The sequence below is a fragment of the Pseudomonas sp. B3(2017) genome, assembly GCF_002113595.1.
GTDB classification, from domain to species: domain Bacteria; phylum Pseudomonadota; class Gammaproteobacteria; order Pseudomonadales; family Pseudomonadaceae; genus Aquipseudomonas; species Aquipseudomonas ekonensis.
The window spans coordinates 88,515-112,876 of the sequence record NZ_NEIU01000018.1 but is presented as its reverse complement, the minus strand read 5'-3'; the positions used below and the strand labels follow the sequence as shown (position 1 = coordinate 112,876).

Here is a 24,362-nt window from a genome sequence, read left to right as displayed (position 1 = left end):
AGCGTCATGTTGAAAACAGCTGTTGTCGCGTTGCTGTTTGTGGGATCCAGCGCGGTGCTGGCCGATACGACCGTCGATGTCTCGAAGGTCTACGGCAAGATCAAATTCGTCGACAGCTTCCCCGATTACAAGGTGAAGGTTGTGGACTCGTTTCCCGACCTCAAAGTGAAGAGAGTCGACTCGTTCCCGGACTCGGCCGGCAAATGGAAAACCGTCGACAGCTTTCCCGACTACAAAATCCAGATCGTTGATTCCTTCCCTGATTTCACCATCAAGTACGTCGATTCGTTCCCCGGCGTGAACTGAGTTGCAACCGACACCGCTGCCGCCTGGCGGCAGCACCACGATGAAGCACTTCCTTGCACCACACCCTGCCGCCTGTCCCCTCCTGGTGCGCCGCCTCTGCGCGCAACCGCTCTAGACCGACATTTTCCTGCCCGATCCAGACCGGGCACAGCCCTTGCAAAACACCCTTCAGTCGTCCGCATCTGCCAACCATAAAAAACTTTAACGTTCATGGAGATCGCACAATGAAGCGTCGCAGTTTGATCAAGGCTTTCACACTCTCGGCAAGCATTGCCGCGATGGGCATGACCTGGACGGCCCAGGCCGCCGAGACCATCAAGGTCGGGATTCTGCATTCGTTGTCCGGCACCATGGCGATCTCCGAGACGTCCCTCAAGGACATGGCGCTGATGACCATCGACGAGATCAACGCCAAGGGCGGCGTCAACGGCAAGCTGCTGGAGCCGGTGGTGGTGGACCCGGCGTCGAACTGGCCGCTGTTCGCCGAGAAGGGCCGGCAGTTGCTGACCCAGGACAAGGTGGCAGTGGTGTTCGGCTGCTGGACCTCGGTGTCGCGCAAATCGGTGCTGCCGGTGTTCGAGGAGCTCAACGGGCTGCTGTTCTACCCGGTGCAGTACGAAGGCGAGGAAATGTCGCCGAACGTGTTCTACACCGGCGCCGCGCCCAACCAACAGGCGATCCCGGCGGTCGAGTACCTGATGAGCGAGGACGGCGGCGGCGCCAAGCGCTTCTTCCTGCTCGGCACCGACTACGTCTACCCGCGCACCACCAACAAGATCCTGCGCGCGTTCCTGCATTCCAAGGGCGTGGCCGACAAGGACATCGAAGAGGTCTACACCCCGTTCGGCCACAGCGACTACCAGACCATCGTGGCCAACATCAAAAAGTTCTCGGCCGGCGGCAAGACCGCGGTCGTCTCCACGGTCAACGGCGACTCCAACGTGCCGTTCTACAAGGAACTGGCCAACCAGGGCCTGAAGGCCACCGACGTGCCGGTGGTGGCGTTCTCGGTGGGCGAGGAAGAACTGCGCGGCATCGACACCAAGCCGCTGGTGGGCAACCTTGCGGCGTGGAACTACTTCGAGTCCGTCGAGAACCCGGTGAACAAGAAATTCGTCGATGACTGGAAAGCCTACGCGAAGAAACACAACCTGCCGGGCGCCGACAAGGCCGTGACCAACGACCCGATGGAAGCCACCTACGTCGGCATCCACCTGTGGGCCCAAGCGGTGGAGAAAGCCAAGTCCACCGACGTCGACAAGGTGCGCGAAGCCCTCGCCGGCCAGACCTTCGCCGCGCCGTCGGGCTACACCCTGACCATGGACAAGACCAACCACCACCTGCACAAGCCGGTGATGATCGGCGAGATCCAGCCGGACGGTCAGTTCAACGTGGTCTGGCAGACCGAAGGCCCGGTCCGCGCCCAGCCGTGGAGCCCGTTCATCCCGGGCAACGACAAGAAGCCGGAGTATGCGGTGAAGAGCAACTGACCCCTTGAACGTCAGGCTTGGGCACGACGCCTGAGCCTGACACCGATCCTGTGGGAGCTGGCTTGCCAGCGATGGCATCACCTCGGTTCGCCAGGTGCACCGAGTCGCCTGCATCGCCGGCAAGCCAGCTCCCACACAATCCAAGCAAGGCGCCTCTCTATGCCCACTGCCCTTATCCGCTTGATCCTGGCCGTCGCACTGTTGCTGCCGATGGCCACCCACGCCGGGGATGCCGAAGACTTCGTCGCCGCCAACCCCGCGCAACAGGCCAAACTGCTGGAAGCCTGGGCCGCGCAGCCCGATCCGGCGCGCATCGAACTGCTCGGCGCCCTGCAGCAAGGCGAACTGACCGTCGCCGGCCAGACCAAGACCCTGCGCCTGAACAACCGCCTGCGGGGCCTGACCGACACCGCCCTGGCCAGTCACCAGTTGCTCGCCGCCGACGCGAAGATCCGCCTGGGCGCTGCGCAGCAATTGCAGAAGAGCGCCAAGCCCGCCCAACTGAACTTCCTCGACCGGCAACTGGCCGGCGAAACCGATGAGCATGTCCACGCCGCCCTGAGCCTGGCGTTGGCCAACCTGCAACTGGCGGACGCCGACCCGGCGGTGCGCCTGGCCGCCGTGCGCCTGCTCGGCGAGACCGGCGACCCGCTGGCCCGCACCCGCCTCGAAGGCGTGCTCGAACCCGGCGCCGAAACCGACGCCGGCGTGCGCACGGCGGCCGAAACCAGCCTGGGCCAGGTCAAGCGCAAGCTGCTGGTGGGCGACCTGCTCGGCCAGGCGTTCAGCGGACTGTCCCTGGGCTCGATCCTGCTGCTGGCGGCGCTGGGCCTGGCGATCACCTTCGGCCTGCTCGGCGTGATCAACATGGCCCACGGCGAAATGCTGATGCTCGGCGCCTACTCGACCTACGTGGTGCAACTGCTGATCCAGCGCCACGCGCCGCAGGCCCTGGAGTTCTATCCGCTGATCGCGCTGCCGGTGGCGTTCTTCGTCACCGCCGCCATCGGCATGGCCCTGGAGCGCACGGTGATCCGCCACCTCTACGGCCGGCCGCTGGAAACCCTGCTCGCCACCTGGGGCATCAGCCTGATGCTGATCCAACTGGTGCGCCTGGCGTTCGGCGCGCAGAACGTCGAGGTGGCCAACCCGGCGTGGCTGTCCGGCGGGATCCAGGTGCTGCCGAACCTGGTGCTGCCCTACAGCCGCATCGTGATCATCGCCTTCGCGCTGTTCGTGGTGGCGCTGACCTGGCTGCTGCTGAACAAGACGCGCCTGGGCCTGAACGTGCGCGCCGTCACCCAGAACCGCAGCATGGCCGCCTGCTGCGGCGTGCCCACCGGACGGGTCGACATGCTCGCCTTCGGCCTCGGCTCGGGCATCGCCGGCCTCGGCGGCGTGGCGCTGAGCCAGATCGGCAACGTCGGGCCGGACCTGGGCCAGAGCTACATCATCGACTCGTTCCTGGTAGTGGTGCTCGGCGGCGTCGGCCAACTGGCCGGCAGCGTGTGCGCCGCCTTCGGCCTCGGTGTGGCCAACAAACTGCTCGAACCGCAGATCGGTGCGGTGCTCGGCAAGATCCTGATCCTCGCGCTGATCATTCTGTTCATTCAGAAGCGTCCGCAAGGCCTCTTCGCTCTCAAGGGACGGGTGATCGACTGATGAACCAGCCACTGTTGCTCACGGCCACGCAAAAGGCCGGCCCTACCATCACCCTCGCCGTCGGCGCCGCGGCGTTCGCCCTGTTGATCGCCCTGGCGCTGCTGTCGCTGCTGCCGGCGGACAGCGCGCTGCACGTCTCGGCCTACACCCTGACGCTGGTCGGCAAGATCCTCTGCTACGCCATCGTCGCCCTGGCGCTGGACCTGGTCTGGGGCTACGCCGGCCTGCTGTCGTTGGGGCACGGCCTGTTCTTCGCCCTCGGCGGCTACGCCATGGGCATGTACCTGATGCGCCAGGCCGCCGGGGACGGCTTGCCGGCGTTCATGACGTTCCTGTCGTGGAACGAGTTGCCCTGGTACTGGAGCGGCACCGACCACTTCCTCTGGGCCCTGTGCCTGGTGGTGCTGGCGCCGGGGCTGCTGGCGCTGGCGTTCGGCTTCTTCGCCTTCCGTTCGCGGATCAAGGGCGTGTACTTCTCGATCATGACCCAGGCCTTGACCTTCGCCGGCATGCTCCTGTTCTTTCGCAACGAGACCGGGTTCGGCGGCAACAACGGCTTCACCAATTTCCGCACGATCCTGGGCTTCGGCATCACGGAACCCGGCACCCGCGCGGCGCTGTTCCTGGCTACGGTGCTGCTGCTGGCGGCGAGCCTGTTCATCGGCTGGAAGCTGGCCCGGAGCAAGTTCGGCCGGGTGCTGACCGCCCTGCGCGATGCGGAGAACCGCCTGATGTTCTGCGGCTACGACCCGCGCGGCTTCAAGCTGTTCGTCTGGGTGTTGAGCGCGGTGCTGTGCGGATTGGCCGGCGCCCTGTACGTGCCGCAGGTGGGGATCATCAACCCGAGCGAGATGTCGCCGACCAACTCCATCGAAGCCGCGGTGTGGGTCGCCCTCGGCGGGCGCGGCACCCTGATCGGCCCGCTGTTCGGCGCCGGCCTGGTCAACGGCATGAAGAGCTGGTTCACCGTGGCCTTCCCCGAATACTGGCTGTTCTTCCTCGGCGCGCTGTTCATCGGCGTGACCCTGTACCTGCCCAAAGGCGTGATCGGCCTGCTGAAAAAACGAGGTGAGCCATGAGAGTGACCGCCAGCGCCGAGTTCATGCTCGAACCGGCCTTCTTCCCGCCGCTGGATCCGAACCGCGACGCCGGCACCGGCCGCGATGCCCTGGGCCTCGGCCAGCGTGTCGGCCCGGGGCTCGACACCCGCCACGGCACGATCCTGACCCTGGAGGACATCAGCGTCAGCTTCGACGGCTTCAAGGCGCTGAACGACCTGAACCTGTACATCGGCGTCGGCGAGCTGCGCTGCATCATCGGCCCCAACGGCGCGGGCAAGACGACGCTGATGGACGTCATCACCGGCAAGACCCGCCCCACCCGCGGCAAGGCCTGGTTCGGCGAAACCCTGGACCTTGCGCAGATGAGCGAGGTGCGGATCGCCCAGGCCGGCATCGGCCGCAAGTTCCAGAAGCCCACGGTGTTCGAAGCCCTGAGCGTGTTCGAGAACCTGGAGCTGGCGCAGAAGACCGATAAGTCGGTGTGGGCCAGCCTGCGGGCGCGCCTGAGCGGCGAGCAGAAAGACCGCATCGCCGAGGTGCTGGAGACCATCCGCCTGAGCGCCTCGGTCAACCGGCCTGCGGGCCTGCTGTCCCACGGCCAGAAGCAGTTCCTGGAGATCGGCATGCTGCTGATGCAAGACCCGCAGTTGCTGTTGCTCGACGAACCGGTGGCAGGGATGACCGACGCCGAGACCGAGTTCACCGCCGAATTGTTCAAGTCGCTGGCGGGCAAGCATTCGCTGATGGTGGTGGAGCACGACATGGGCTTCGTCGGCGCCATCGCCGACCGCGTCACCGTGCTGCACCAGGGCAGCGTGCTGGCCGAAGGGTCGCTGGAGCAGGTGCAGGACAACGAGCGGGTGATCGAGGTGTACCTCGGTCGCTGAACCTTGCGAATACAAATCCTGTGGGAGCTGGCTTGCCGGCGATAGCGGTGGGTCAGGCACCCGCCATGTCGAATGTGCCGGCCCTATCGCTGGCAAGCCAGCTCCCACAGGGGCAGAGTGATACTCAAGGAACTTGAAGATGCTGCAAGTCGACAAGCTGCACCAGTACTACGGCGGTAGCCACATCCTGCGAGGCCTGAGCTTCGAGGCGAAGGTCGGTGAAGTCACCTGCCTGCTCGGGCGCAACGGCGTGGGCAAGACCACGCTGCTCAAGTGCCTGATGGGCCTGTTGCCGGCCAAGGAAGGCACGGTGAGCTGGGAAGGCCGGGCGATCACCGCGCACAAGCCGCACCAGCGGGTGCACGCCGGCATCGCCTACGTGCCCCAGGGCCGGGAGATCTTCGCGCGGCTGACCGTGGAGGAGAACCTGCTGATGGGCCTGTCGCGCTTTCCCGGCCGCGAGGCCAAAGAGGTGCCGGCGTTCATCTACGAGCTGTTCCCGGTGCTGCAGCAGATGAAGCAGCGGCGCGGCGGCGACCTGTCCGGCGGCCAGCAGCAACAGCTGGCCATCGGCCGCGCCCTGGCCAGCCGCCCGCGCCTGCTGATCCTCGATGAGCCCACCGAAGGCATCCAGCCGTCGGTGATCAAGGAAATCGGCGCCGTCATCAAGCGGCTCGCCGCCCGCGGCGACATGGCGATCCTGCTGGTGGAGCAGTTCTACGACTTCGCCGCCGAACTGGCCGACCAGTACCTGGTGATGTCCCGCGGCGAGATCGTGCAGCAGGGCCGCGGAGAAAATATGGAGGCCGAGGGTGTGCGCGGGCTGGTAACGATCTAGTCTGTAGCGTCCCGGCGATCATCGAAGAACATGAACTCACCCGTCCCCACCGCCCTGTTCACCCCGAGCTGGCACGCCGAGCTGGAGCTGGCCTACGCCCGCTTCGGCGACTGCACCCGGCCCACCCGGCGCCGCCACCTCGGCCCGCTGCGCGTGCAGAAGCACCTGTACGCCGAAGGGCCCGAGGTCTGCCAGCACATCATCGTGCACCCGCCGGGCGGCATCGCCGGCGGTGACCGGCTGAACATCGGCGCCCATGTCGAACGGGACGCCTGGGCCCAGATCACCAGCCCCGGCGCGGCCAAGTGGTACCGCGCGGCCGGGCCGGCCTTCCAGCGGCTCGACCTGCGCGTCGGCCCCGGGGCGACCCTGGAATGGCTGCCCCAGGAGACCATCGTCTACAGCGCCGCCCAGGCCGAACTCACCACCTCGATCGACCTTGAGGACGACGCCCGCCTGTTCTACTGGGACGTGGTGGCGCTGGGCCGCCCGGCCGCCGGGGAGCGCTTCGACCGCGGCCACTTCCAGGCGCACCTGGACATCCGCCGCGACGGTCGGCCGCTCTGGCACGAACGCCAGCGCATCGCCGGCGGCGACGGCCTGCTGGACTCGCCGATCGGGCTGGACGGCCATCCGGTGTTCGCCACATTGCTGGTCACCGGCGAGATCGACGCCGGGCTGCTGGAGCGCTGCCGCGCCCTGGACCCTGGCGTGCGCGGCGACCTGACCCAACTGCCGGGGTTGCTGGTGGCCCGCTGCCTGGCCGCCGAGGCGCTGCAGGCCCGCGCCTGGCTGATCGGCCTGTGGCGCCTGCTGCGCCCGGTGCTGCTGGGCCGCGAGGCCGTGCCGCCACGGATCTGGAACACCTGAATGAAGCTTTTGTGCGGGAACGGGCTCGCTCCCGCAAGGATCGGCATCCGCCGCTCCGACACCTTTTCGAACTGCCCTGACGGATGTCTACGATGGACCTGACCCCACGCGAAAAAGACAAGCTGCTGATCTTCACCGCCGGCCTCGTCGCCGAGCGGCGCCTGGCCCGCGGCGTGAAGCTCAACTACCCCGAAGCCATGGCCTACATCTCCGCCGCGCTGCTCGAAGGCGCCCGCGACGGCCAGACCGTGGCCGACCTGATGCACTACGGCACCACCCTGCTGACCCGCGAGCAGGTGATGGAAGGCATCCCGGAAATGATTCCGGAGATCCAGATCGAAGCGACATTCCCCGACGGCACCAAACTGGTCACCGTCCACCAACCGATCGCCTGAGGCCGCGCCATGACCTACACCCTGCGCGATGCGCTGCACGCCGACCTGCCGGCGATCCGCGACATCTACAACGACGCCGTGCTCAACACCACGGCGATCTGGAACGAACAGGCGGTGGACCTGGGCAACCGCCAGGCGTGGTTCAGCGCCCGCCAGGCCCAGGCCTACCCGATCCTGGTGATCACCGACGCCGACAACACCGTGCTCGGCTACGCTTCCTTCGGCGACTGGCGGCCGTTCGACGGTTTCCGCCACACCGTCGAGCATTCGGTCTATGTGCGCAGCGACCAGCGCGGCAACGGCCTGGGGCCGAAGTTGATGACGGCGCTGATCGAACGGGCGAAGGCCTGCGGCAAGCACGTGATGGTCGCCGCCATCGAAAGCGGCAACGCGGCGTCGATCCGCCTGCACGAGCGCGCCGGCTTCATCGTCACCGGGCAGATGCCGCAGGTGGGCACCAAGTTCGGCCGCTGGCTCGACCTGACGTTCATGCAACTGACCCTCAATCCCGGCGCGCAGCCACCGGCCGCCCACAAGGAGTGACACCGATGAACCCCGCCCAACTGCGACGCGTCAATGCCGAAAGTTTTGCGCACTACCGCCAGGGCCTGATCGACCTGCTGCTCGACGCGGTGGGTTACGGCGCCAGCGTCGGCTTCATGGCCGGCCTCGACGCCGCCCAGGCCCGTGCCTATTTCGACGATGTGCAGGACAGCGTGAACAAGGGCAGCGTCCTGCTGTGGGTGGTGGTCAAGGACGAGCAGGTGCAGGCCAGCGTGCAACTGAGCCTGTGCCAGAAGGCCAACGGCCTGAACCGCGCCGAGGTGCAGAAGCTGCTGGTGCGCGAAAACGCCCGCCGCCGCGGCCTCGGCCAGCAACTGATGGACGCGCTGGAGCAGACCGCGCGCCAGCACAGGCGCGGCATGCTGTACCTCGACACCGAGGCCGGCTCGCCGGCCGAAGACTTCTACCGGGCGCAGGGCTACACCAAGGCCGGGGAGATTCCCGACTACGCCTGCGGCCCGGACGGCACCTACCGCCCGACGGCCCTCTACTACAAGATCCTGCAAGGAGCGAACGGATGATTCCCGGCGAATACCAGATCCGGCCCGGCGACATCGAACTCAACGCCGGCCGCCGCACCCTCAGCCTGACGGTGGCCAACCGCGGCGACCGGCCGATCCAGGTCGGCTCGCACTACCACTTCTTCGAGACCAACGACGCCCTGGCCTTCGACCGCGCCGCCAGCCGCGGCATGCGCCTGAACATCCCGGCCGGCACCGCCGTGCGCTTCGAGCCTGGGCAGAGCCGCGAGGTGGAGCTCGTCGAGCTCGCCGGGCTGCGCCGGGTGTTCGGGTTCGCCGGCAAAGTCATGGGCGACCTCGACTGAGGCCCTGTGGCGAGGGAGCTTGCTCCCGCCCGGGTGCGCAGCGCCCGCAATCCGGGCAACGCGCAATGGGTGAAGACAATCATCGGCAGGTTTTGGGGCTGCTGCGCAGCCCGACGGGAGCGCGCTCCCTCGCCACAACACATTCGTGCAAGGAACTGGAATGAAGATCTCGCGTCAAGCCTACGCCGACATGTTCGGCCCCACCGTCGGCGACAAGGTGCGCCTGGCCGACACCGAGCTGTGGATCGAAGTCGAGCAGGACTTCACCACCTACGGCGAAGAAGTGAAGTTCGGCGGCGGCAAGGTGATCCGCGACGGCCAGGGCCAGAGCCAGCGGCTGGCCGCCGAGGTGGTCGACACCGTCATCACCAACGCGCTGATCGTCGACCACTGGGGCATCGTCAAGGCCGACGTCGGCCTCAAGGACGGGCGCGTCAACGCCATCGGCAAGGCCGGCAACCCGGACATCCAGCCCGGTGTCACCTTCGCCATCGGCGCCGGCACCGAAGTCATCGCCGGCGAAGGCATGATCCTCACGGCCGGCGGCATCGACACCCACATCCACTTCATCTGCCCGCAGCAGATCGAAGAGGCGCTGATGAGCGGCGTCACCACCATGATCGGCGGCGGCACGGGACCGGCCACCGGCACCAACGCCACCACCTGCACCTCGGGGCCGTGGCACCTGGCGCGGATGCTCCAGGCCGCCGACGCGTTCCCGATGAACATCGGCCTCACCGGCAAGGGCAACGCCAGCCTGCCGGAGCCGCTGATCGAGCAGGTCAGGGCCGGCGCCATCGGCCTCAAGCTGCACGAGGACTGGGGCACGACCCCGGCGAGCATCGACAACTGCCTGAGCGTCGCCGACCGGTTCGATGTGCAGGTGGCGATCCACACCGACACCCTCAACGAGTCCGGCTTCGTCGAGACCACCCTCGGCGCGTTCAAGGGCCGCACCATCCACACCTACCACACCGAGGGCGCCGGCGGCGGCCATGCGCCGGACATCATCAAGGCCTGCGGCTTCCCCAACGTGCTGCCGAGCTCGACCAACCCGACCCGGCCGTTCACCCGCAACACCATCGACGAACACCTGGACATGCTGATGGTCTGCCATCACCTGGACCCGAGCATCGCCGAAGACGTGGCGTTCGCCGAAAGCCGCATCCGCCGCGAAACCATCGCCGCCGAAGACATCCTCCACGACCTCGGCGCGTTCTCCATGATCAGTTCCGACAGCCAGGCCATGGGCCGGGTCGGCGAGGTCATCGCCCGCACCTGGCAGACCGCCGACAAGATGAAGCGCCAGCGCGGCCCGCTGCCCCAGGACGGCGAAGGCAACGACAACTTCCGCGCCAAGCGCTACATCGCCAAGTACACGATCAACCCGGCGATCACCCACGGCATCAGCCATGAGGTGGGTTCGGTGGAAGTGGGCAAATGGGCCGACCTGGTGCTGTGGCGTCCGGCGTTCTTCGGGGTCAAGCCGACGCTGATCCTCAAGGGCGGCGCCATCGCCGCCAGCCTGATGGGCGACGCCAACGCGTCGATCCCCACGCCGCAGCCGGTGCATTACCGGCCGATGTTCGCCAGCTATGGCGGCTCGCTGCACGCCACCAGCCTGACCTTCATCAGCCAGGCCGCCCACGAGGCCGGATTGCCCGAGGCCCTGGGCCTGAAAAAGGCCATCGGCGTGGTCAAGGGCTGCCGCGACGTGCAAAAGACCGACCTGATCCACAACGACTACCTGCCGGCCATCGACGTGGATCCGCAGACCTACCAGGTCAAGGCCGACGGCGTGCTGCTGTGGTGCGAACCGGCGGACACCCTGCCGATGGCGCAGCGGTATTTCCTGTTCTGATCCGGTGCTCCGCAGGGGCTGTGGCGAGGATCCCGGGGGACGGCTTTGCCGTCCAGCGGGAGCAAGCGCCCTCGCCACAGCAATTCATCCCGTTTTTCGCCAGACGGACTACGCTTCGAGACGCTCCCCTGTGAATCGCATCAGGTAACCGTTCATGCGTCTTTCCGAATTCATCGTGGCCAACGTCGATCCCATCGTCGAAGAGTGGGAGACCTTCGCCCGCACCATCACCCCGGCGGCCGACTACCTGGACAGCCCGGCCCTGCGCGACCACGCCCGCTCGCTCCTGCTGGCCGCCGCCCGGGACATGGACAAACCGCAGACCGCCGACGAACAGGCCGACAAGTCCAAGGGCGAAGGGCCGCCCAAGACCCCGAGCCTGGACCAGGCCGGCGCCAGCCATGGCGAAATGCGCCACTCGGTGGGCTTCGACCTGGTGCAGATGACCTCCGAGTTCCGCCACTTGCGCGCCTGCGTGATCCGCCTGTGGGTCGACAGCCTGCAGACGCCGGACCGCACCGGCCTGCGCGACATGATCCGTTTCAACGAAGCCATCGACGAAGCCCTGGCCGAGTCCACGGCGGCCTACGCCGAACAGGTCAACCGCTCGCGGGACATCTTCCTGGCCATTCTCGGCCACGACCTGCGCGCGCCGCTGCAGGCCGTGACCATCTCCACCGAAATGCTGCTGCGCAAGGCCGCGCTGCAGGACGACGCCCTGCCCTTCGTGCAGAACATCAAGGACGGTTCGCGGCACATGGCGGCCATGGTCAGCGACCTGCTGGAACTGGTACGCAGCCGCCTGGGCAAGAGCCTGCCGATCGAACCGGCGCCGATGGACCTGGCGGACACCGCGCGGGCGGCCATCGCCGAGGCCTTCGCCGGCAATCCGGACAGCGACACGATCCTGAAGGTCGAGGGCGACACCCACGGGGTGTGGGACGCCGGACGGCTGGCCCAACTGCTGCAGAACCTGATCGGCAACGCCTTGCAGCACGGCACCGGCCCGCAGGGCGTGGTGGTGAGCCTGCACGGGGAAGCCGACAGCGTGCGCCTGACCGTGCACAACCACGGCGAGCCGATCTCAGAGGACGCCATCGGCACGATTTTCGACCCGCTGGTGCGCAGCGCCGACGAAGTGCTCGGCCAGACGTCCACCAGCCTCGGGTTGGGGCTGTTCATCGTCAAGGAAGTGGTGACCGCCCATGGCGGGACGATCGAGGTCAGTTCGAGCGGGGAGGAAGGGACGCTGTTCAGCGTGGTGTTGCCGAGGAAGGCTTAACCTGAGAGTCCGCGTGACCGTTCATCGCGGGCAAGCCCGCTCCCTCAGGGGAATGCGGTCAACAGTGGCATCGGGCTCGCTCAGGGCTGCGAGCCGACGAAGAGGCCGATGAAGTCAGCGCAAGGATCACTCGGCCACCAACCGCGCCAGGCGCTGGCGCAGCATCCGGTTCTCCGCCCGCAGCGCCTTCACCTCCTCCAGCAGCTCCATCGCCAGCGCCACCCCTTCCCACTCAAGCTCCAGGTCGCGCCGCAGCTTGGCCGCGCGCCGGGCCAGGGTCAGTTCGACATCGGTGAAGCGCCACTCCCGGGGCTGCGCGCCCTGAGGTTCGAGGATGCCGTGCTCGACGATCTCGATCACGTAGGCGTCCGTCAGGTCGGTCGCCTCACAGAATTCTGCCATGTCCAGTTGAACGATCAGGGGGCTGCTCATGCCGGGCTACTCCGTCGCTGGGTTCAGAAGTTCTCTCGCGGGTTGAAGGCGGCTTTCTTGGCCAGTTCCTGCCACAGGGCCTTGACGTCGTCGCCCGTCGCCTTCGGCATCACGGCCTTGAGCTGGACGAACAGGTAACCGCGCTCGCCGGCCTTGTTCTTCAGGCCGTGGCCCTTGGCGCGCATGCGCTGGCCGTTCTGGCTGCCGGCCGGCACCTTGAGGTTGATCTTGCCGGTCAGGGTCGGCACCGCCACCTCGGCGCCCAGCGCCAGTTCCCACGGCGCCAGCGGCAGGGTGATGATCAGGTTGTCGCCTTCGACGTCGAACTTGGGGTGCGGCGCGAAGCGGATGGTCAGGTACAGGTCGCCGTTGGCCCCGCCGCCGACGCCCGGTGCGCCCTGGCCCTTGAGGCGGATGCGCTCGCCGTCGGTCACCCCCGCCGGGATCTTCACGTTAAGGCTCTTGCTGGTGTTGCTGACGTGCTGGCCCGCCGCGTTGTGCTGCGGCACCTGGAAGGTGACTTTCTTCGACTCGTTCGACAGGGTCTCCTCAAGGAAGATCGGCAGTTCCATTTCCACGTCCTGCCCCCGGCGCCCGGCGCTGCGCGATTGCCGGCCGCCACCGCCGAAGCCGGGGCCGCGGTTGCCGAAGATCGAGCTGAAGAAATCGGAAAAGTCGCCGCCGTCGGATCCGCCGCCGAAGCCGCCGCGGCTCTGCCAGCCCGGAGGGCCCTGGAACGGCTGGCCGTGCTGGCCGTAGCGGCGCAGGTCGTCGTACTCGGCGCGCTTGTCGGCGCTCTTGAGCGCCTCATAGGCTTCCGAGGCGTCCTTGAACTTGGCCTCGGCGTCCTTTTCCTTGCTGACATCGGGGTGGTACTTGCGCGCCAGCTTGCGATAGGCGGCCTTGATCGCCTTGTCGTCCGCCGTCGGCTCCACGCCGAGTATCTTGTAATAGTCTTTGAAGTCCATCTAAGGAGTCACCATCGTCATCGGTTTCGCGCCAGTGTCAGCTTGCGCCGATTCGCGCAGGCCGGTTTGACCGATCTCAACTTTGTGACCGATCGGCGCAGCAGAAGTTTATCGGCAGTGGACGGCGGTTCTTGCGACCGCCGGTGATCTGCCGGCCCATGCCAGCAAGTTTGGGGCGATGCGCAGGCTTTCAAGGCATCCGGGCGGCAAATTGCGGATGACCGGCCTTCGAATCTGCCGCGCACTGGCATACACTGCGCGGCCGTTTTTTTGACCGGAACCGAAAGACATGAAAGACGCCTCTCCAGCCCGTGCCTGCGGCATCGACTTCGGCACGTCCAACTCCACCGTCGGCTGGCTGCGCCCCGGCATGGAAACGATGATCGCGCTGGAAGACGACAAGATCACCCTGCCGTCGGTGGTCTTCTTCAATATCGAAGAACGCCGTCCGGTGTACGGGCGCCTGGCGCTGCACGAGTACCTGGAAGGCTACGAAGGTCGCCTGATGCGCTCGCTCAAGAGCCTGCTCGGTTCCAAGCTGATCAAGCACGACACCAGCGTGCTGGGCACGGCCATGCCGTTCAAGGACTTGCTCGGGCTGTTCATCGGCCAGCTCAAGGGCCGCGCCGAGGCCTCCGCCGGCCGCGAGTTCGAGCAGGTGGTGCTGGGCCGCCCGGTGTTTTTCGTCGACGACGATCCGCTGGCCGACCAGGAAGCCGAAGACACCCTGGCGGAGGTGGCGAAGAAGATCGGCTTCAAGGACGTGTCCTTCCAGTACGAGCCGATCGCGGCGGCGTTCGACTACGAGTCGACCCTGGAACGGGAAGAACTGGTGCTGATCGTCGACATCGGCGGCGGTACGTCGGACTTCTCCTTGGTGCGCCTGTCGCCCGAGCGCCGGGGTGTGGACAACCGTCACGACGACATCCTCGCCACCGGCGGCGTGCACATCGGCGGAACCGACTTCGACAAGCAGTTGAGCCTGCAGGGCCTGATGCCGCTGTTCGGCTACGGCAGCCGGATGAAGAGCGGCGCGTTCATGCCCACCAGCCACCACATGAACCTGGCGACCTGGCACACCATCAACTCGGTGTACTCGCAGAAATCGACCCTGGCCCTGGGCAGCATGCGCTACGACATCGAGGACACCGGCGGCATCGACCGCCTGTTCAAGCTGATCGAGCAGCGCGCCGGCCACTGGCTGGCGATGGAAGTGGAAGAGACCAAGATCCAGCTGACCCACAGCGACAGCCGCCAGGTGGCGCTGGACCGGATCGAGGCCGGGCTCAACGTGGAACTGACCCGGACGCTGTTCGAGTCGGCCATCGACCCCCAGCTTGAGCGCGTGCGCGCCAGCGTCACCCAACTGCTGGCCGACGCCGGCGTGGCGGTGGGCCAGGTCGACACGGTGTTCTTCACCGGCGGCTCCAGCGGCATCCCCGCGCTGCGCAACAGCGTCGCGGCGATGCTGCCCAACGCGCGGCATGTGGAAGGCAACATCTTCGGCAGCATCGGCAGCGGGCTGGCGATCGAGGCGATGAAGCGCTACGGCGCGATGAACTGACCCCACTGCCCTCGCCACAACTGACCGGGCAAGCCAGCCAGGCTCGCCCGGTCAGACCATCCCCGCGAGCTTCAGCTCGCTCTTCAGGTACGCATAGTAGATCGGCCCCGCCACCACCCCCGGCAAGCCGAACGCCGCCTCGAACACCAGCATCGCCAGCAGCAGTTCCCAGGACTTGGCGCTGATCTGCCCGCCGACGATGCGCGCGTTGAGGAAGTATTCCAGCTTGTGGATGAAGATCAGGTAGCCCAGCGCCGCGATCGCCACCCAGATCGACAGCGACAGGCCGACGATGGTGATCAGGGTGTTCGACATCAGGTTGCCGATCACCGGCAGCAGGCCGAGCAGGAAGGTCAGCACGATCAGGGTCTTGGTCAGCGGCAGCTTGATGCCGAACAGCGGCAGGATCACCGCCAGGAAGATCCCGGTGAAGAAGGTGTTGAGCAGGGAAATCTTGATCTGCGCGAAGACGATGTTGCGAAACGCCTGGACCAGCAGGTGCAGGCGGTCGAACAGCGCGGCCGCCAGCGGCTTGCGCTTGGTGACGTCCGGCACCCGCTGCAGGGCGATGATCGCGCCGAGCACCATGCCGATCAGCAAGGTCACGAACATGTGCGCCGCGTCCTTGCCCACCAGTTGCAGATCGGCCAGGTGCTTGCTCATCCACTCGCCGATGGCCACCCGGAACTCAGCGGCGCTGGCCGGCAGGTAGGCGTCGACGAAGGGCGGCAACTGGCCCCGCGCGCGGTCGACCACGCCCATGAACTTGTCGAGGGAAGCGCCGGGGTTCTCCGCCTCATGCAGCAGGAAACTGATGGCGCCGGCGAAGATCAGCGCCAGCACGCTCACCACCAGCGTGCCGAGCAGCGCCACCGCCAGCCAGCGGGCGCGCCGGCCTTCGATCAGCCGCTGCAGTTGCGGGGTGAGCATGTTGACCAGTTCGAACACCAGCAGCCCGGCCAGCAGGCTGGGCAGCAGACGCAACGGCAACACCAGCAGCAACCCGCCGAAAATGATGATCCAACTGGCCCACAACACGACATGACGCTCAGAAAACGTTGGCATACAGCCTCAAAACGAACGGCGTAAAAGGATTGGCAGTCTGCCAGCGATCCGGGGTGAGCACTAGGGATATGCACATCGCCAGCAGGCTGGTTCCCACAGGGGGAGGTTGGATGCCAGCCTCTGCGTTCTCCTTGCCACGGGCGGCGATCCGATTAGGTCCGCACGCCCGCCGCAAGCCTCAGCCGATCATTTTTTCTTCAGGCATTCGCTCATGAAGGTCTTGCGCGCATCGCCGGTCAGGGCCTTGGTCGCCGCATCGGCGTTGCAGGTCTTCATCTTCTGCTGCTGCGGGGTCAGGGCCTTGGCGTCGTTGGCCGCCGGCGCCGCTTTCAGGCAGGTGCTCATGAAGGCCTTGCGCTCGTCGCCCTTGAGGCTCTTGGCCGTGGCGTCGGCGTTGCAGGTGGTCATCTTGTTCTGTTGCGCCGTGGCGGCGAACCCTTGGGAGCACAGCAGCAGGCCGATCATCAGCAAAGGGACACGCAACATCTTCATGGAGTTTTCTCCTGGTCGCCGCACCGACGGGTGCGGCCTCTCCGGCAGTGTAGTCAAAGCTTGTTACACCTTCCTGCCGTCCAGGTGGCTGCGCCGGTACTGCTCCGGCGTGCACCCGGCCTGGCGGGCGAACATGGCGATGAACGCCGAGCCGCTGCTGTAGCCGAGGTCGAAGGCGATTTCCTGCACGCTGCGCGGGCTCTCCAGCGCTTCGATGGCCGCCAGGTAACGCAGGCGCTGGCGCCATTCGCCGAAACTCATCCCCAATTCGCGCACGAACTGCCGCGCCAGGGTGCGCTCGCTCACATGCACCTGCTGCGCCCAGTGCGCCAGGGTCTGGTTGTTGCCGGGCTCGGCCTGCAGCGCGTCGAGGATCGCCAGCAAGCCCGGGCTGCTGGCGTAGGGCAGGTAGCACTCGTGCACCGGCGCCTGGCGCAACTGGTCCACCAGCACCTGGGCCAGGCGCCGGTCGGCGTCGAGGTCGGGGATCTTCACGTCGCGGGCGGCGAAGTCCTTGAGGATCGCCTTGAGGATGTCGCTGATCGCCAGGGTGCAGGCCCGCGCCGGCAGGTCGGCGCACACCGAAGGGGCCAGGCACACCGCCCGGTAGTTGACCGGCTGATGGCTGTAGAAACTGTGCTCGACCTGCGGCGGCACCCACACCGCGTACTGCGGCGGAGACATGAAGCGGCTGCCGTCGACGTCCATGTGCAGCACGCCATGGGCCGCGTACTCCAGCGTGCCCCAAGGGTGGCGGTGCGGCGCGGCGTATTCGTGGGCGTTGAAGTCGGCGTAACGGAAGTACACCGCCGACGGCAGTTCGCTGAAATCCAGCAGGTCGATGTGTTTGCTGCTCATGCTGTCCGTCATCAGGGGCAGGTTGTCCGGTTCGCAGTATAGGGCTGGATCCGGACAGAGGATAATTGGCCATCCTTCAACGTTTCGGTTTTTCCCCATGCAATACGCGTTTCCCCTGCTGGCGATCTTCATCTGGGCCGGCAACACCGTGGTCAACAAGCTCGCGGTCGGTGCGATCTTCCCCGCCGAGATCGGCTTCTACCGCTGGCTGCTGGCCGGGCTGTTCTTCACGCCTTTCATGCTCAAGGGCGTGATCGCCCACTGGCCGCAGATCCGCCCGAACCTGGGCAAGATCTTCGTGCTCGGCGTGCTGGGCATGGCGGTCTACCAGAGCCTGGCCTACTTCGCCGCGACGATGACCAGCGCCACCAACATGGGCATCATCCTGTCGCTGATGCCGCTGATGTCGCTGGCCATGGCCATCGCCAGCCTCGGCCAGCGCCTGACCGCCGGGGCGCTGGTGGGTGCGGTGCTGTCGTTCGCCGGCGTGCTGGTGGTGGTGTCGTCGGGCAGCCTCGGCGCCCTGCTGCAGCACGGCGTGAACCTGGGCGACGCGATGATGCTGGTCGCCACCCTCGCCTACGCGGTCTACAGCACCTTGCTGAAGAAGTGGCAGCTGCGCCTGCCGCCGCTGGTGCTGCTGTACCTGCAAGTGCTGGTGGCGGTGGTGGTGCTGTTTCCGCTGTACGCCGCCTCGCCGAAGTCCGGCCTGACCCTGCACAACCTGCCGCTGGTGCTGTACGCGTGCCTGCTGGCCTCGATGCTCGCGCCGCTTGCTTGGATGCAGGCCGTGCAGCGCTTGGGCCCGAGCCGCACGACCCTGTTCTTCAACCTGCTGCCGCTGATCACGGCGCTGATCGCCGCGGCGGTGCTCAAGGAGCAACTGGCGATGTACCACCTGGTGGGCGGGCTGCTGACGCTGGGCGGGGTGATTCTCTCCGAGCGCTGGACCACCGTGATCGGCAGCAGGGCGAGCCTGGCCTGATCCCTCACCAAACATCAGAGCCCGGCGGCCTTCAGGCGCGCCGCATGCTCGACGAACAGCCGCACCGGATCCGCGCCCTTGCCCACCAGCCCCAGCGACTGGTTGACGATGTCGAAGTGATCCATCGGGTAGTCGTCGCCGATCACCGTGCCCAGGTGCGAGCTGCAACGCCCGACCATGCCGTCGCACTGCCCGGCCTCGCGCACGAAGGTTTTGGCGAACAGCCGGCAGCTGCGGTGGGTGCCGTCGAACAGGTTGCCGCCCCGGTCGGTCTTGCCCGGCTGCAAGGTGCCGGACCAGGAGTAGTAGCGCACGCCGTCGACGACCTCCGGCCCCTGCCCGCCCCAGGTTTCGGGCAGCCCCTGTGGATAACTCCGGTTGAACAGCGCCACGCCCTCGGTCGTGAGCGACTGGTGCGACGCGTGGATGTCCACCGGCAGCTTCGGCCCGCGGTAGCCGGTCTCCAGCACACCCATCAACCAGCCGACGAACCGCAGCAGCACCTCCAGCAGTCGGCCCCGGGCGCTGTCCGCCGGGTAGTGGCGTTCGAGGTAGTCCGCCAGCTCCGAACCATGGTTGGGCCCGGCCACGGACGTCACCGACGCCACCCGGTCCGGCCGTTTGGCCGCCGCGTAGCGGGCGGTCAGCGAACCCTGGCTGTGGCCGATCAGATTGACCTTCTCGGCGCCGGTGTCGCGCAGGATCTCGTCGATCCGCGCCAGCAACTGCTCGCCGCGCACTTCGGTGGAGTTGAGCGGCGACACCTGCACGGCGATCACCGTGGCGCCGCCCCGGCGCAGCGCAGACACGATCCCGTACCAGTACGGGTACAGCACCAGGCGAATGAACCCGAGCATGCCCGGCACCAGCACCAGGGGATATCGGGTGGCCGAGGCTTGCGACATGGGCGGACTTCCTTGTGAAGGTTGAGGGGATGCGGGGCCAGCAAAACGCCCGCCCAGCATCCGCGCCGAAGATGACAACTCAACCGGCAGCCTACTTCAGCCCCGCCACCCCCGCCACAATCAGCCCCACCGACAGCAGCTTGACCAGGGTCAGGCTCTCGCCCAGCAGCACGACCCCGAGCAGCACCGTGCCCAGCGACCCGATGGCCGTCCAGACCGGGTAGGCGACGCTCACCGGCAGCTCGCGCATCGCCAGCGTCAGGAAATACACCCCGCCCACCGCCGCAGCCACCGTGATCAGCGACGGCCACAAACGGGTGAAGCCGTCGGCGTACTTCATGCCCATGGCGAACGTGACTTCGAACGCCGCCGCGACCATCAACAACAGCCAGGCCACCTAGAACGCCCGGGCCAGGCCGAGCAGGCGCTGCTCGGCCTCGGCCACCGACACCGCGAAGGTGCGTTCGGCGGATTCCTCGCCCTCGGCCGCCACCACCGTGACGTCGTTGATGCCGATGAAGCCCAGCGCTGTGCGCAGCCACGGATCGGCGTGGTTCAGGGCCTCCAGCTCGCCGCCCGGGCCGAAGCCGAAGCCGCCGCGGGTGGTGACGATCAGCGCTTTCTTGCCTTGCAGCAGCGGCGTGTACTGGGCGATGCCGTTGTCCAGCGTGTGGTCGAAGGTCAGGCCCAGCCGCACGATCTGGTCGACCCAGGCCTTGAGGCCGCTGGGCACGTTGAAGTTGTACATGGGCGTAGAGATCAGCAGCAGGTCATGGTCGAACAGCTCGCCGACCAGTTGGTCGCTGAGCGCCAGGTCCGCCTGCATCGTCAACGGCCGCGCCTCGGGCTCGGGGTAGAACGCCGCCGCGACGAACGCCTCGTTGACCGCCGGGATCAGCGCCCGGCCGACTTCGCGGCGGGTCACCTGGGCCTGCGGGTGGCGCGCCTGCCAGGCACTGAGAAACCCCTCTGCCAAGCGCCGCGAATGGGAACGCTCGCCCCGTGGGCTGGCATGGATCGCAAGAATTTTGCTCATCTGTATATCCTCCGGACTAGAATCGAACTGCTTGTGGCTTGCAGCTTGAGGTTCGCAGCCGCCTCTCTTCAAATGAGCAAAAATCAGTCTGGATGAATCCATTTCATCCATGGAGTGTTCCCATGTTCGCCTCGTTGCCGTTGACCGCCCTGCGCGCGTTCGAATCCGCCTCGCGCCTGCTGAGCTTCAAGGCCGCCGCCGAAGAGCTGGCGGTGACGCCCACGGCGATCTCGCACCAGATCCGTTCCCTGGAGGACTGGCTGGGCGTCGCCCTGTTCGAGCGCCTGCCGCGCCAGGTGCGCCTGACCGAAGGCGGAGAGCGACTGTTCCGCAGCCTCCACGGCGCCCTGCTGGAGGTGGCGCAGAGCGTCGACACCCTGCGCCCGCAGCGCAGCGGCAGCAGCCTGACGCTGTCCACCACCGCCGCGTTCGCCGCGCTGTGGCTGGTGCCGCGCCTGGGCCGCTTCTATGCCCGCCACCCGAACATCAACGTGCGCCTGGACACTCACTGCGAAGTGATCGACCTGCACCAGGACGCCAGCGTCGACCTGGTGCTGCGCTACAGCCTGGACGACTACCCGAACCTGTACGGCCTGTGCCTGTTCGACGAGTCGTTCGGAGTGTACGGTTCGCCCGAGCAGGTGGCGCTGGCCGCCCGGCGCACCCCCGCGCTGATCAGCGTGCGCTGGCACAACTCGAAGCTGTACGCCCATGGCTGGGAGGCCTGGTGCGCGATGTCCGGCGAAAACTGGCTGAAGCAGCAGCCGGCGATCCGCGAATACGACGAAGAGCATTACGCCCTGCAAGCCGCCATCGCCGGGCAGGGGCTGGTGCTGGCGAGCAACATCCTGGTGTCGGAGAGCGTCGCCGGCGGCCTGCTGGTGCCGTACAAGGGCACCGTGCAGGTCGACGGCGCCGGCTACAGCGCCCTGTGCGTGCCGGGGCGCGAGCGGCATCCGCCGGTGAAGGCATTCTTCGCCTGGCTGCAGGAGGAGGCCCGATTGTCGGGACACCTGCCGCGCTGAAATCCGATAAAACTTTTTGCCTCGCCCGACACTCACAACCTGGGAAGCGACCGCGTCGGCAGAACGCGGCGCACAAACGGATTAGCCTCCAGGAGACCGACATGAGCGACCTGCATTTATCGGATGTGCAAACCCTGCGCGAACGCGCACGGCAACATGTGGAAAACGGCGCCGTCACCGAAACCTACAGCGCCGACCGCCAGGAAGTGCTGCGCCTGCTCAACGAATCGCTGGCCACCGAACTGGTCTGCGTGTTGCGCTACAAGCGCCATTACTTCATGGCCAACGGCCTGAAGGCCAATGTGGCCGCCGACGAATTCCTCGAACACGCCACCCAGGAAGCCGCCCACGCCGACCGCCTGGCCGAACGCATCGTGCAGTTGGGCGGCGAGCCGGAATTCAACCCCGACCTGCTGTCGAAGCTGTCCCACGCCCAGTACGTGGCCGGCAAGACCCTCAAGGAAATGGTCTACGAGGACCTTGTGGCCGAGCGGATCGCCATCGACAGCTACCGCGAAATCATCCAGTACCTGGGCGAGAAAGACCCCACCACCCGGCGCCTCTTCGAAGACATCCTGGCCCAGGAAGAAGAACATGCCGATGACATGGCCGACATCCTGAAAGACCTGTAGCGCCAGCGCCGCACCCGAAGACCTGTAGGAGCCAGCCTGCTGGCGACGGCGTCACTCGCAGCACCGCAAGCCACTGTTTTGCCTGGCTATGCGCCGCGCTTGCTGACGTCATCGCCAGCAGGCTGGCTCCTACAGTTTTGAGCTGCAGGCCCTACGGCTTGGTGGGCTTGACGGTGACAGGCGCCTTGCCCGCCTTCATCTGCTCCAGCAACGGCGCGCACTGGTTCGGCTCCCCGCCGCTGGGCGCCACCAGCGCCAGCAGGCCCGCCGCCGGCGCCGCGATCACGCCCAGCGCCACCATCCCCGCCCCGCGCAGCATCAACGGCACGGCCTTGACCCCGGCGTCCGGCTTGATGAACTTGCCGCGCACGTACAGCGGCGAACGCAGGGAAATCAGGCGCCAGCCCTTGGATTCCGGCGTGACGGTCAGGTCCAATTGCTCGGTGGCCATGTTCGCCGTGCCGTCGATGTAGACGATGGCGTTCTCGGTGTCGAACACAAACAGCCGCGTGGTGGCCAGGCCGGTCTTGATGTCGAAGTCCGCCGCCGCGCAGTTGATCTTCACTTCCTTGTCGCCGAACACCTTGCCGACCACATAGTTGCCGACGTTGAGTCCCGCCAGCTCCATCAGTTCGCGGCTGATGGCGCCGTCGTTGATCAGCATCTTCAGGTTGCCGTTGGCGCCGCCCAAGAGCTTGGCCACCGAGTTGCCGCGGCCGCTGAGGTCAGCGTCGCCGTTGAGTTCGCCGAAGCTGGTCTTCATCGGCTCGAAGGTCGGGAACAGCTGCTTGAGCTTGAACTTGCGCGCCGTCAGCTTGGCCCGACCCTCCAGCGGCTCGCTGCGCCCGTTGAGGCGGATCTGCGCGTCCAGGTTGCCGCCGGCCACGCCGAAGCGCAGCGGTTCCAGGCTCAGTTCGCCGTCGTTGAGCTTGAGGTGGGTGTAGAGGTCGCTGAACGGCAGTTTCTCGCTGTGGACGATGCGCTTGCCGGTGAATTCGACGTCCGCGTCCATGTCGCGCCAGCGTTCGGTCTTGAACTCCTCGACCGGCAGCACCTTGTCCGCCGGCTGCTTGCTCTCGCCGCCCCGGGCCTTTTGCTTGGCGTTGGAGTCGGCGCCGATCAGCGGCGCCAGGTCGCTGAACAGCAGTTGATTGGACAGCAGCGCGCCGCTGAGCTTGGGACGCGGCTGGCTGGCGACGTAGGCCAGGTCGCCGTGGATGTCGCTGCTGCCGATCTTGCCGTTGAACTGCTCATAGCGGAACTGCGCGCCGCCGGGCTCGTGCAGCTTGGCGATGAGGTGGCCGTCGGTGGCGTAGGGCGGGGTGTCCGGCAGGGTCACGCCGGTCAGCGGGTAAAGGTTGCCGAGGCTGGTGCCGGCCAGTTTCAGCCGCAGGTCCAGGGCGCCGAGGTTGAGCGGGTCGGTGAGGGTGCCCGCCAGCTCGACGCTGGTTTCGCCGATCTTCGCCTGGGCCTGCAGCGGGAACGGCTTGGCGGCGTCCTGCAGGGCCAGCAGTCCGCCGATCTTGCCTTGCCCGGCGAGCGCCTGGCCGTGGTACTGGCCGGTGACTTTCAGGCCGAACGCGTAGTCCTGCGGCGCGGCGCCCTTGTCCTGGGCGGTCTTCGCCGCTTTTTCGCCGACGATGTCGCTGAACGGGATCGGCTTGCCCAGCGGATCGATCAGCACATCCAGCCGGGTCTTCAAGTATTGGTCGTCGAGGGTGACGTGGCCCTTGTCGAAACCGATGGCGCCGATGTCCACCACCCAGTTCGACGGTTCGGCGTCCGGATCCTTCGGATCGAACGTGAATGTCCAGTTGGCGCGGCCGTCGGCCAGCCGCTGCAATTGGGCTTCGGGCCCGGTCAGGTCGATGCGCGGGATCACCACCCGCTGCGCCAGCAACGCCAACGGCGATAGGCGCAGCTCGACGCGCTTGAGGGTGACCATCTGCGGCTGCTTCGACCAGTCCGGGTTGCCCAGGCTCAGATCCTCGGCCACCACGTGCGGCCACGGCACCCAGGCGCGCCAGCCGCCCTCGTCCGGCTCGCGCCGCCAGACCACCGACAGATCGCCGTTGATGGCGAACGTACGGTGCAGTTCCTCCGAGACCTTGGCGTTGAGCGGCGGCTTGATCCGGTTCCAGTCGAAAAACACGATGATCAGAACGAACACCGCCAGCAGCAAGGCAAGGGTGGCGAAGGTCCAAGTAACGATCTTTTGGGTGCGCGTCATTGCACAAAGCTCCTGAAGACGGCGGCGGGCCACAAGAGGCCCTACATGGAATCTACGACTGGCAAACCGGACGCAGGTTTAATCGAAAGGCTGTCGGCGGCGGAAAAAACGCGCCGATCCTGACCGAT

26 protein-coding genes are annotated in these 24,362 nt (G+C 66.6%); 17 read left to right on the top strand and 9 right to left on the bottom strand.

The features are described from left to right. Nucleotides 1-6: 6 nt before the first annotated feature. The 13 genes from CAG33_RS22940 to CAG33_RS22880 all read left to right on the top strand — a co-directional run bounded on the left by CAG33_RS22940 (nucleotide 7) and on the right by CAG33_RS22880 (nucleotide 12,042). On the top strand, nucleotides 7-306 hold the full coding sequence (locus CAG33_RS22940; RefSeq protein WP_085582768.1) for a hypothetical protein: 300 nt from the start codon (nucleotides 7-9) through the stop codon (nucleotides 304-306). A gap of 224 nt (nucleotides 307-530) precedes the next feature. Then, nucleotides 531-1,796 (top strand): urea ABC transporter substrate-binding protein, encoded by a 1,266-nt coding sequence (gene urtA, locus CAG33_RS22935; RefSeq protein ID WP_085582770.1) that lies wholly within the window; start codon nucleotides 531-533, stop codon nucleotides 1,794-1,796. A gap of 159 nt (nucleotides 1,797-1,955) precedes the next feature. Beyond that, nucleotides 1,956-3,458: an urea ABC transporter permease subunit UrtB gene (urtB, locus tag CAG33_RS22930; protein WP_085582772.1), complete on the top strand. Its 1,503-nt coding sequence runs from the start codon at nucleotides 1,956-1,958 to the stop codon at nucleotides 3,456-3,458. Beyond that, nucleotides 3,458-4,537, top strand: coding sequence for an urea ABC transporter permease subunit UrtC (gene urtC, locus CAG33_RS22925; protein ID WP_085582774.1), 1,080 nt, complete (start codon nucleotides 3,458-3,460; stop codon nucleotides 4,535-4,537). Before urtB ends, urtC begins: the two co-directional genes overlap by 1 nt. Beyond that, nucleotides 4,534-5,406 carry an urea ABC transporter ATP-binding protein UrtD gene (urtD, locus tag CAG33_RS22920; RefSeq protein ID WP_085582776.1) on the top strand — a complete coding sequence of 291 codons (873 nt, stop codon included), beginning with the start codon at nucleotides 4,534-4,536 and terminating at the stop codon, nucleotides 5,404-5,406. The genes urtC and urtD overlap by 4 nt, the downstream gene beginning before the upstream one ends. 139 nt (nucleotides 5,407-5,545) lie before the next feature. Further along, a complete protein-coding gene (gene urtE / locus CAG33_RS22915) occupies nucleotides 5,546-6,244 on the top strand; it encodes an urea ABC transporter ATP-binding subunit UrtE (protein ID WP_085640626.1) in 699 nt (232 codons plus the stop codon). A 30-nt stretch (nucleotides 6,245-6,274) separates the two neighbouring features. Continuing rightward, on the top strand, nucleotides 6,275-7,114 hold the full coding sequence (locus CAG33_RS22910; protein ID WP_085582780.1) for an urease accessory protein UreD: 840 nt from the start codon (nucleotides 6,275-6,277) through the stop codon (nucleotides 7,112-7,114). A gap of 92 nt (nucleotides 7,115-7,206) precedes the next feature. After that, a complete protein-coding gene (ureA, locus tag CAG33_RS22905) occupies nucleotides 7,207-7,509 on the top strand; it encodes an urease subunit gamma (protein ID WP_085582782.1) in 303 nt (100 codons plus the stop codon). Between the two features lie 9 nt (nucleotides 7,510-7,518). After that, nucleotides 7,519-8,052, top strand: a complete 534-nt coding sequence (locus tag CAG33_RS22900; RefSeq protein ID WP_085582784.1) for a GNAT family N-acetyltransferase — start codon at nucleotides 7,519-7,521, stop codon at nucleotides 8,050-8,052. Between the two features lie 5 nt (nucleotides 8,053-8,057). After that, nucleotides 8,058-8,594, top strand: coding sequence for a GNAT family N-acetyltransferase (locus CAG33_RS22895; protein ID WP_085582786.1), 537 nt, complete (start codon nucleotides 8,058-8,060; stop codon nucleotides 8,592-8,594). After that, nucleotides 8,591-8,899 (top strand): urease subunit beta, encoded by a 309-nt coding sequence (locus CAG33_RS22890; RefSeq protein ID WP_085582788.1) that lies wholly within the window; start codon nucleotides 8,591-8,593, stop codon nucleotides 8,897-8,899. Before CAG33_RS22895 ends, CAG33_RS22890 begins: the two co-directional genes overlap by 4 nt. 160 nt (nucleotides 8,900-9,059) lie before the next feature. Continuing rightward, nucleotides 9,060-10,760 (top strand): urease subunit alpha, encoded by a 1,701-nt coding sequence (gene ureC / locus CAG33_RS22885; RefSeq protein ID WP_085640624.1) that lies wholly within the window; start codon nucleotides 9,060-9,062, stop codon nucleotides 10,758-10,760. A gap of 154 nt (nucleotides 10,761-10,914) precedes the next feature. Continuing rightward, the gene (locus CAG33_RS22880) at nucleotides 10,915-12,042 is read left to right on the top strand and encodes a sensor histidine kinase KdpD (protein ID WP_085582792.1); all 1,128 of its coding nucleotides are present in this window, start codon (nucleotides 10,915-10,917) and stop codon (nucleotides 12,040-12,042) included. Between the two features lie 126 nt (nucleotides 12,043-12,168). Here CAG33_RS22880 and CAG33_RS22875 read toward each other — a convergent pair whose 3' ends face one another. Both CAG33_RS22875 and CAG33_RS22870 read right to left on the bottom strand, forming a co-directional pair. Continuing rightward, on the bottom strand, nucleotides 12,169-12,474 hold the full coding sequence (locus tag CAG33_RS22875) for a chaperone modulator CbpM (protein WP_085582795.1): 306 nt from the start codon (nucleotides 12,472-12,474) through the stop codon (nucleotides 12,169-12,171). Between the two features lie 23 nt (nucleotides 12,475-12,497). Beyond that, complete coding sequence (locus CAG33_RS22870; protein ID WP_085582797.1) at nucleotides 12,498-13,442, bottom strand: DnaJ C-terminal domain-containing protein; 945 nt, start codon at nucleotides 13,440-13,442, stop codon at nucleotides 12,498-12,500. Nucleotides 13,443-13,731: 289 nt separating this feature from the next. Between CAG33_RS22870 and CAG33_RS22865 the strand changes: the two genes are divergently transcribed. Further along, nucleotides 13,732-15,006, top strand: coding sequence for an Hsp70 family protein (locus tag CAG33_RS22865; RefSeq protein WP_085582799.1), 1,275 nt, complete (start codon nucleotides 13,732-13,734; stop codon nucleotides 15,004-15,006). A 51-nt stretch (nucleotides 15,007-15,057) separates the two neighbouring features. Here CAG33_RS22865 and CAG33_RS22860 read toward each other — a convergent pair whose 3' ends face one another. The 3 genes from CAG33_RS22860 to CAG33_RS22850 all read right to left on the bottom strand — a co-directional run bounded on the left by CAG33_RS22860 (nucleotide 15,058) and on the right by CAG33_RS22850 (nucleotide 17,421). Further along, nucleotides 15,058-16,071: an AI-2E family transporter gene (locus CAG33_RS22860; protein ID WP_085582801.1), complete on the bottom strand. Its 1,014-nt coding sequence runs from the start codon at nucleotides 16,069-16,071 to the stop codon at nucleotides 15,058-15,060. A gap of 186 nt (nucleotides 16,072-16,257) precedes the next feature. After that, nucleotides 16,258-16,563, bottom strand: coding sequence for a PsiF family protein (locus CAG33_RS22855; protein ID WP_085640622.1), 306 nt, complete (start codon nucleotides 16,561-16,563; stop codon nucleotides 16,258-16,260). A gap of 63 nt (nucleotides 16,564-16,626) precedes the next feature. Beyond that, on the bottom strand, nucleotides 16,627-17,421 hold the full coding sequence (locus CAG33_RS22850; RefSeq protein WP_085582803.1) for a helix-turn-helix transcriptional regulator: 795 nt from the start codon (nucleotides 17,419-17,421) through the stop codon (nucleotides 16,627-16,629). Between the two features lie 97 nt (nucleotides 17,422-17,518). On the opposite strand from CAG33_RS22850, the gene CAG33_RS22845 reads away from it, so the two are divergent. Then, entirely contained in the window at nucleotides 17,519-18,406 is an 888-nt protein-coding gene (locus CAG33_RS22845) for a DMT family transporter (RefSeq protein WP_085640620.1), read from the top strand. Between the two features lie 14 nt (nucleotides 18,407-18,420). Here the strand turns inward: CAG33_RS22845 and CAG33_RS22840 are convergent, their stop codons facing one another. From CAG33_RS22840 to CAG33_RS22830, 3 genes are all read right to left on the bottom strand, one after another. Continuing rightward, the gene (locus CAG33_RS22840; RefSeq protein ID WP_085582807.1) at nucleotides 18,421-19,311 is read right to left on the bottom strand and encodes a triacylglycerol lipase; all 891 of its coding nucleotides are present in this window, start codon (nucleotides 19,309-19,311) and stop codon (nucleotides 18,421-18,423) included. Between the two features lie 91 nt (nucleotides 19,312-19,402). After that, a complete protein-coding gene (locus CAG33_RS22835; protein WP_085640618.1) occupies nucleotides 19,403-19,708 on the bottom strand; it encodes a multidrug efflux SMR transporter in 306 nt (101 codons plus the stop codon). After that, nucleotides 19,709-20,347: an FMN-dependent NADH-azoreductase gene (locus CAG33_RS22830; protein ID WP_085582811.1), complete on the bottom strand. Its 639-nt coding sequence runs from the start codon at nucleotides 20,345-20,347 to the stop codon at nucleotides 19,709-19,711. It abuts the gene before it with no gap. A 92-nt stretch (nucleotides 20,348-20,439) separates the two neighbouring features. On the opposite strand from CAG33_RS22830, the gene CAG33_RS22825 reads away from it, so the two are divergent. Continuing rightward, on the top strand, nucleotides 20,440-21,372 hold the full coding sequence (locus tag CAG33_RS22825) for a LysR substrate-binding domain-containing protein (RefSeq protein WP_170929979.1): 933 nt from the start codon (nucleotides 20,440-20,442) through the stop codon (nucleotides 21,370-21,372). A gap of 101 nt (nucleotides 21,373-21,473) precedes the next feature. After that, nucleotides 21,474-22,004, top strand: a complete 531-nt coding sequence (locus CAG33_RS22820) for a bacterioferritin (RefSeq protein WP_085582815.1) — start codon at nucleotides 21,474-21,476, stop codon at nucleotides 22,002-22,004. A 151-nt stretch (nucleotides 22,005-22,155) separates the two neighbouring features. Here CAG33_RS22820 and CAG33_RS22815 read toward each other — a convergent pair whose 3' ends face one another. After that, entirely contained in the window at nucleotides 22,156-24,234 is a 2,079-nt protein-coding gene (locus CAG33_RS22815) for an AsmA family protein (protein WP_085640616.1), read from the bottom strand. Between the last annotated feature and the right edge of the window lie 128 nt (nucleotides 24,235-24,362).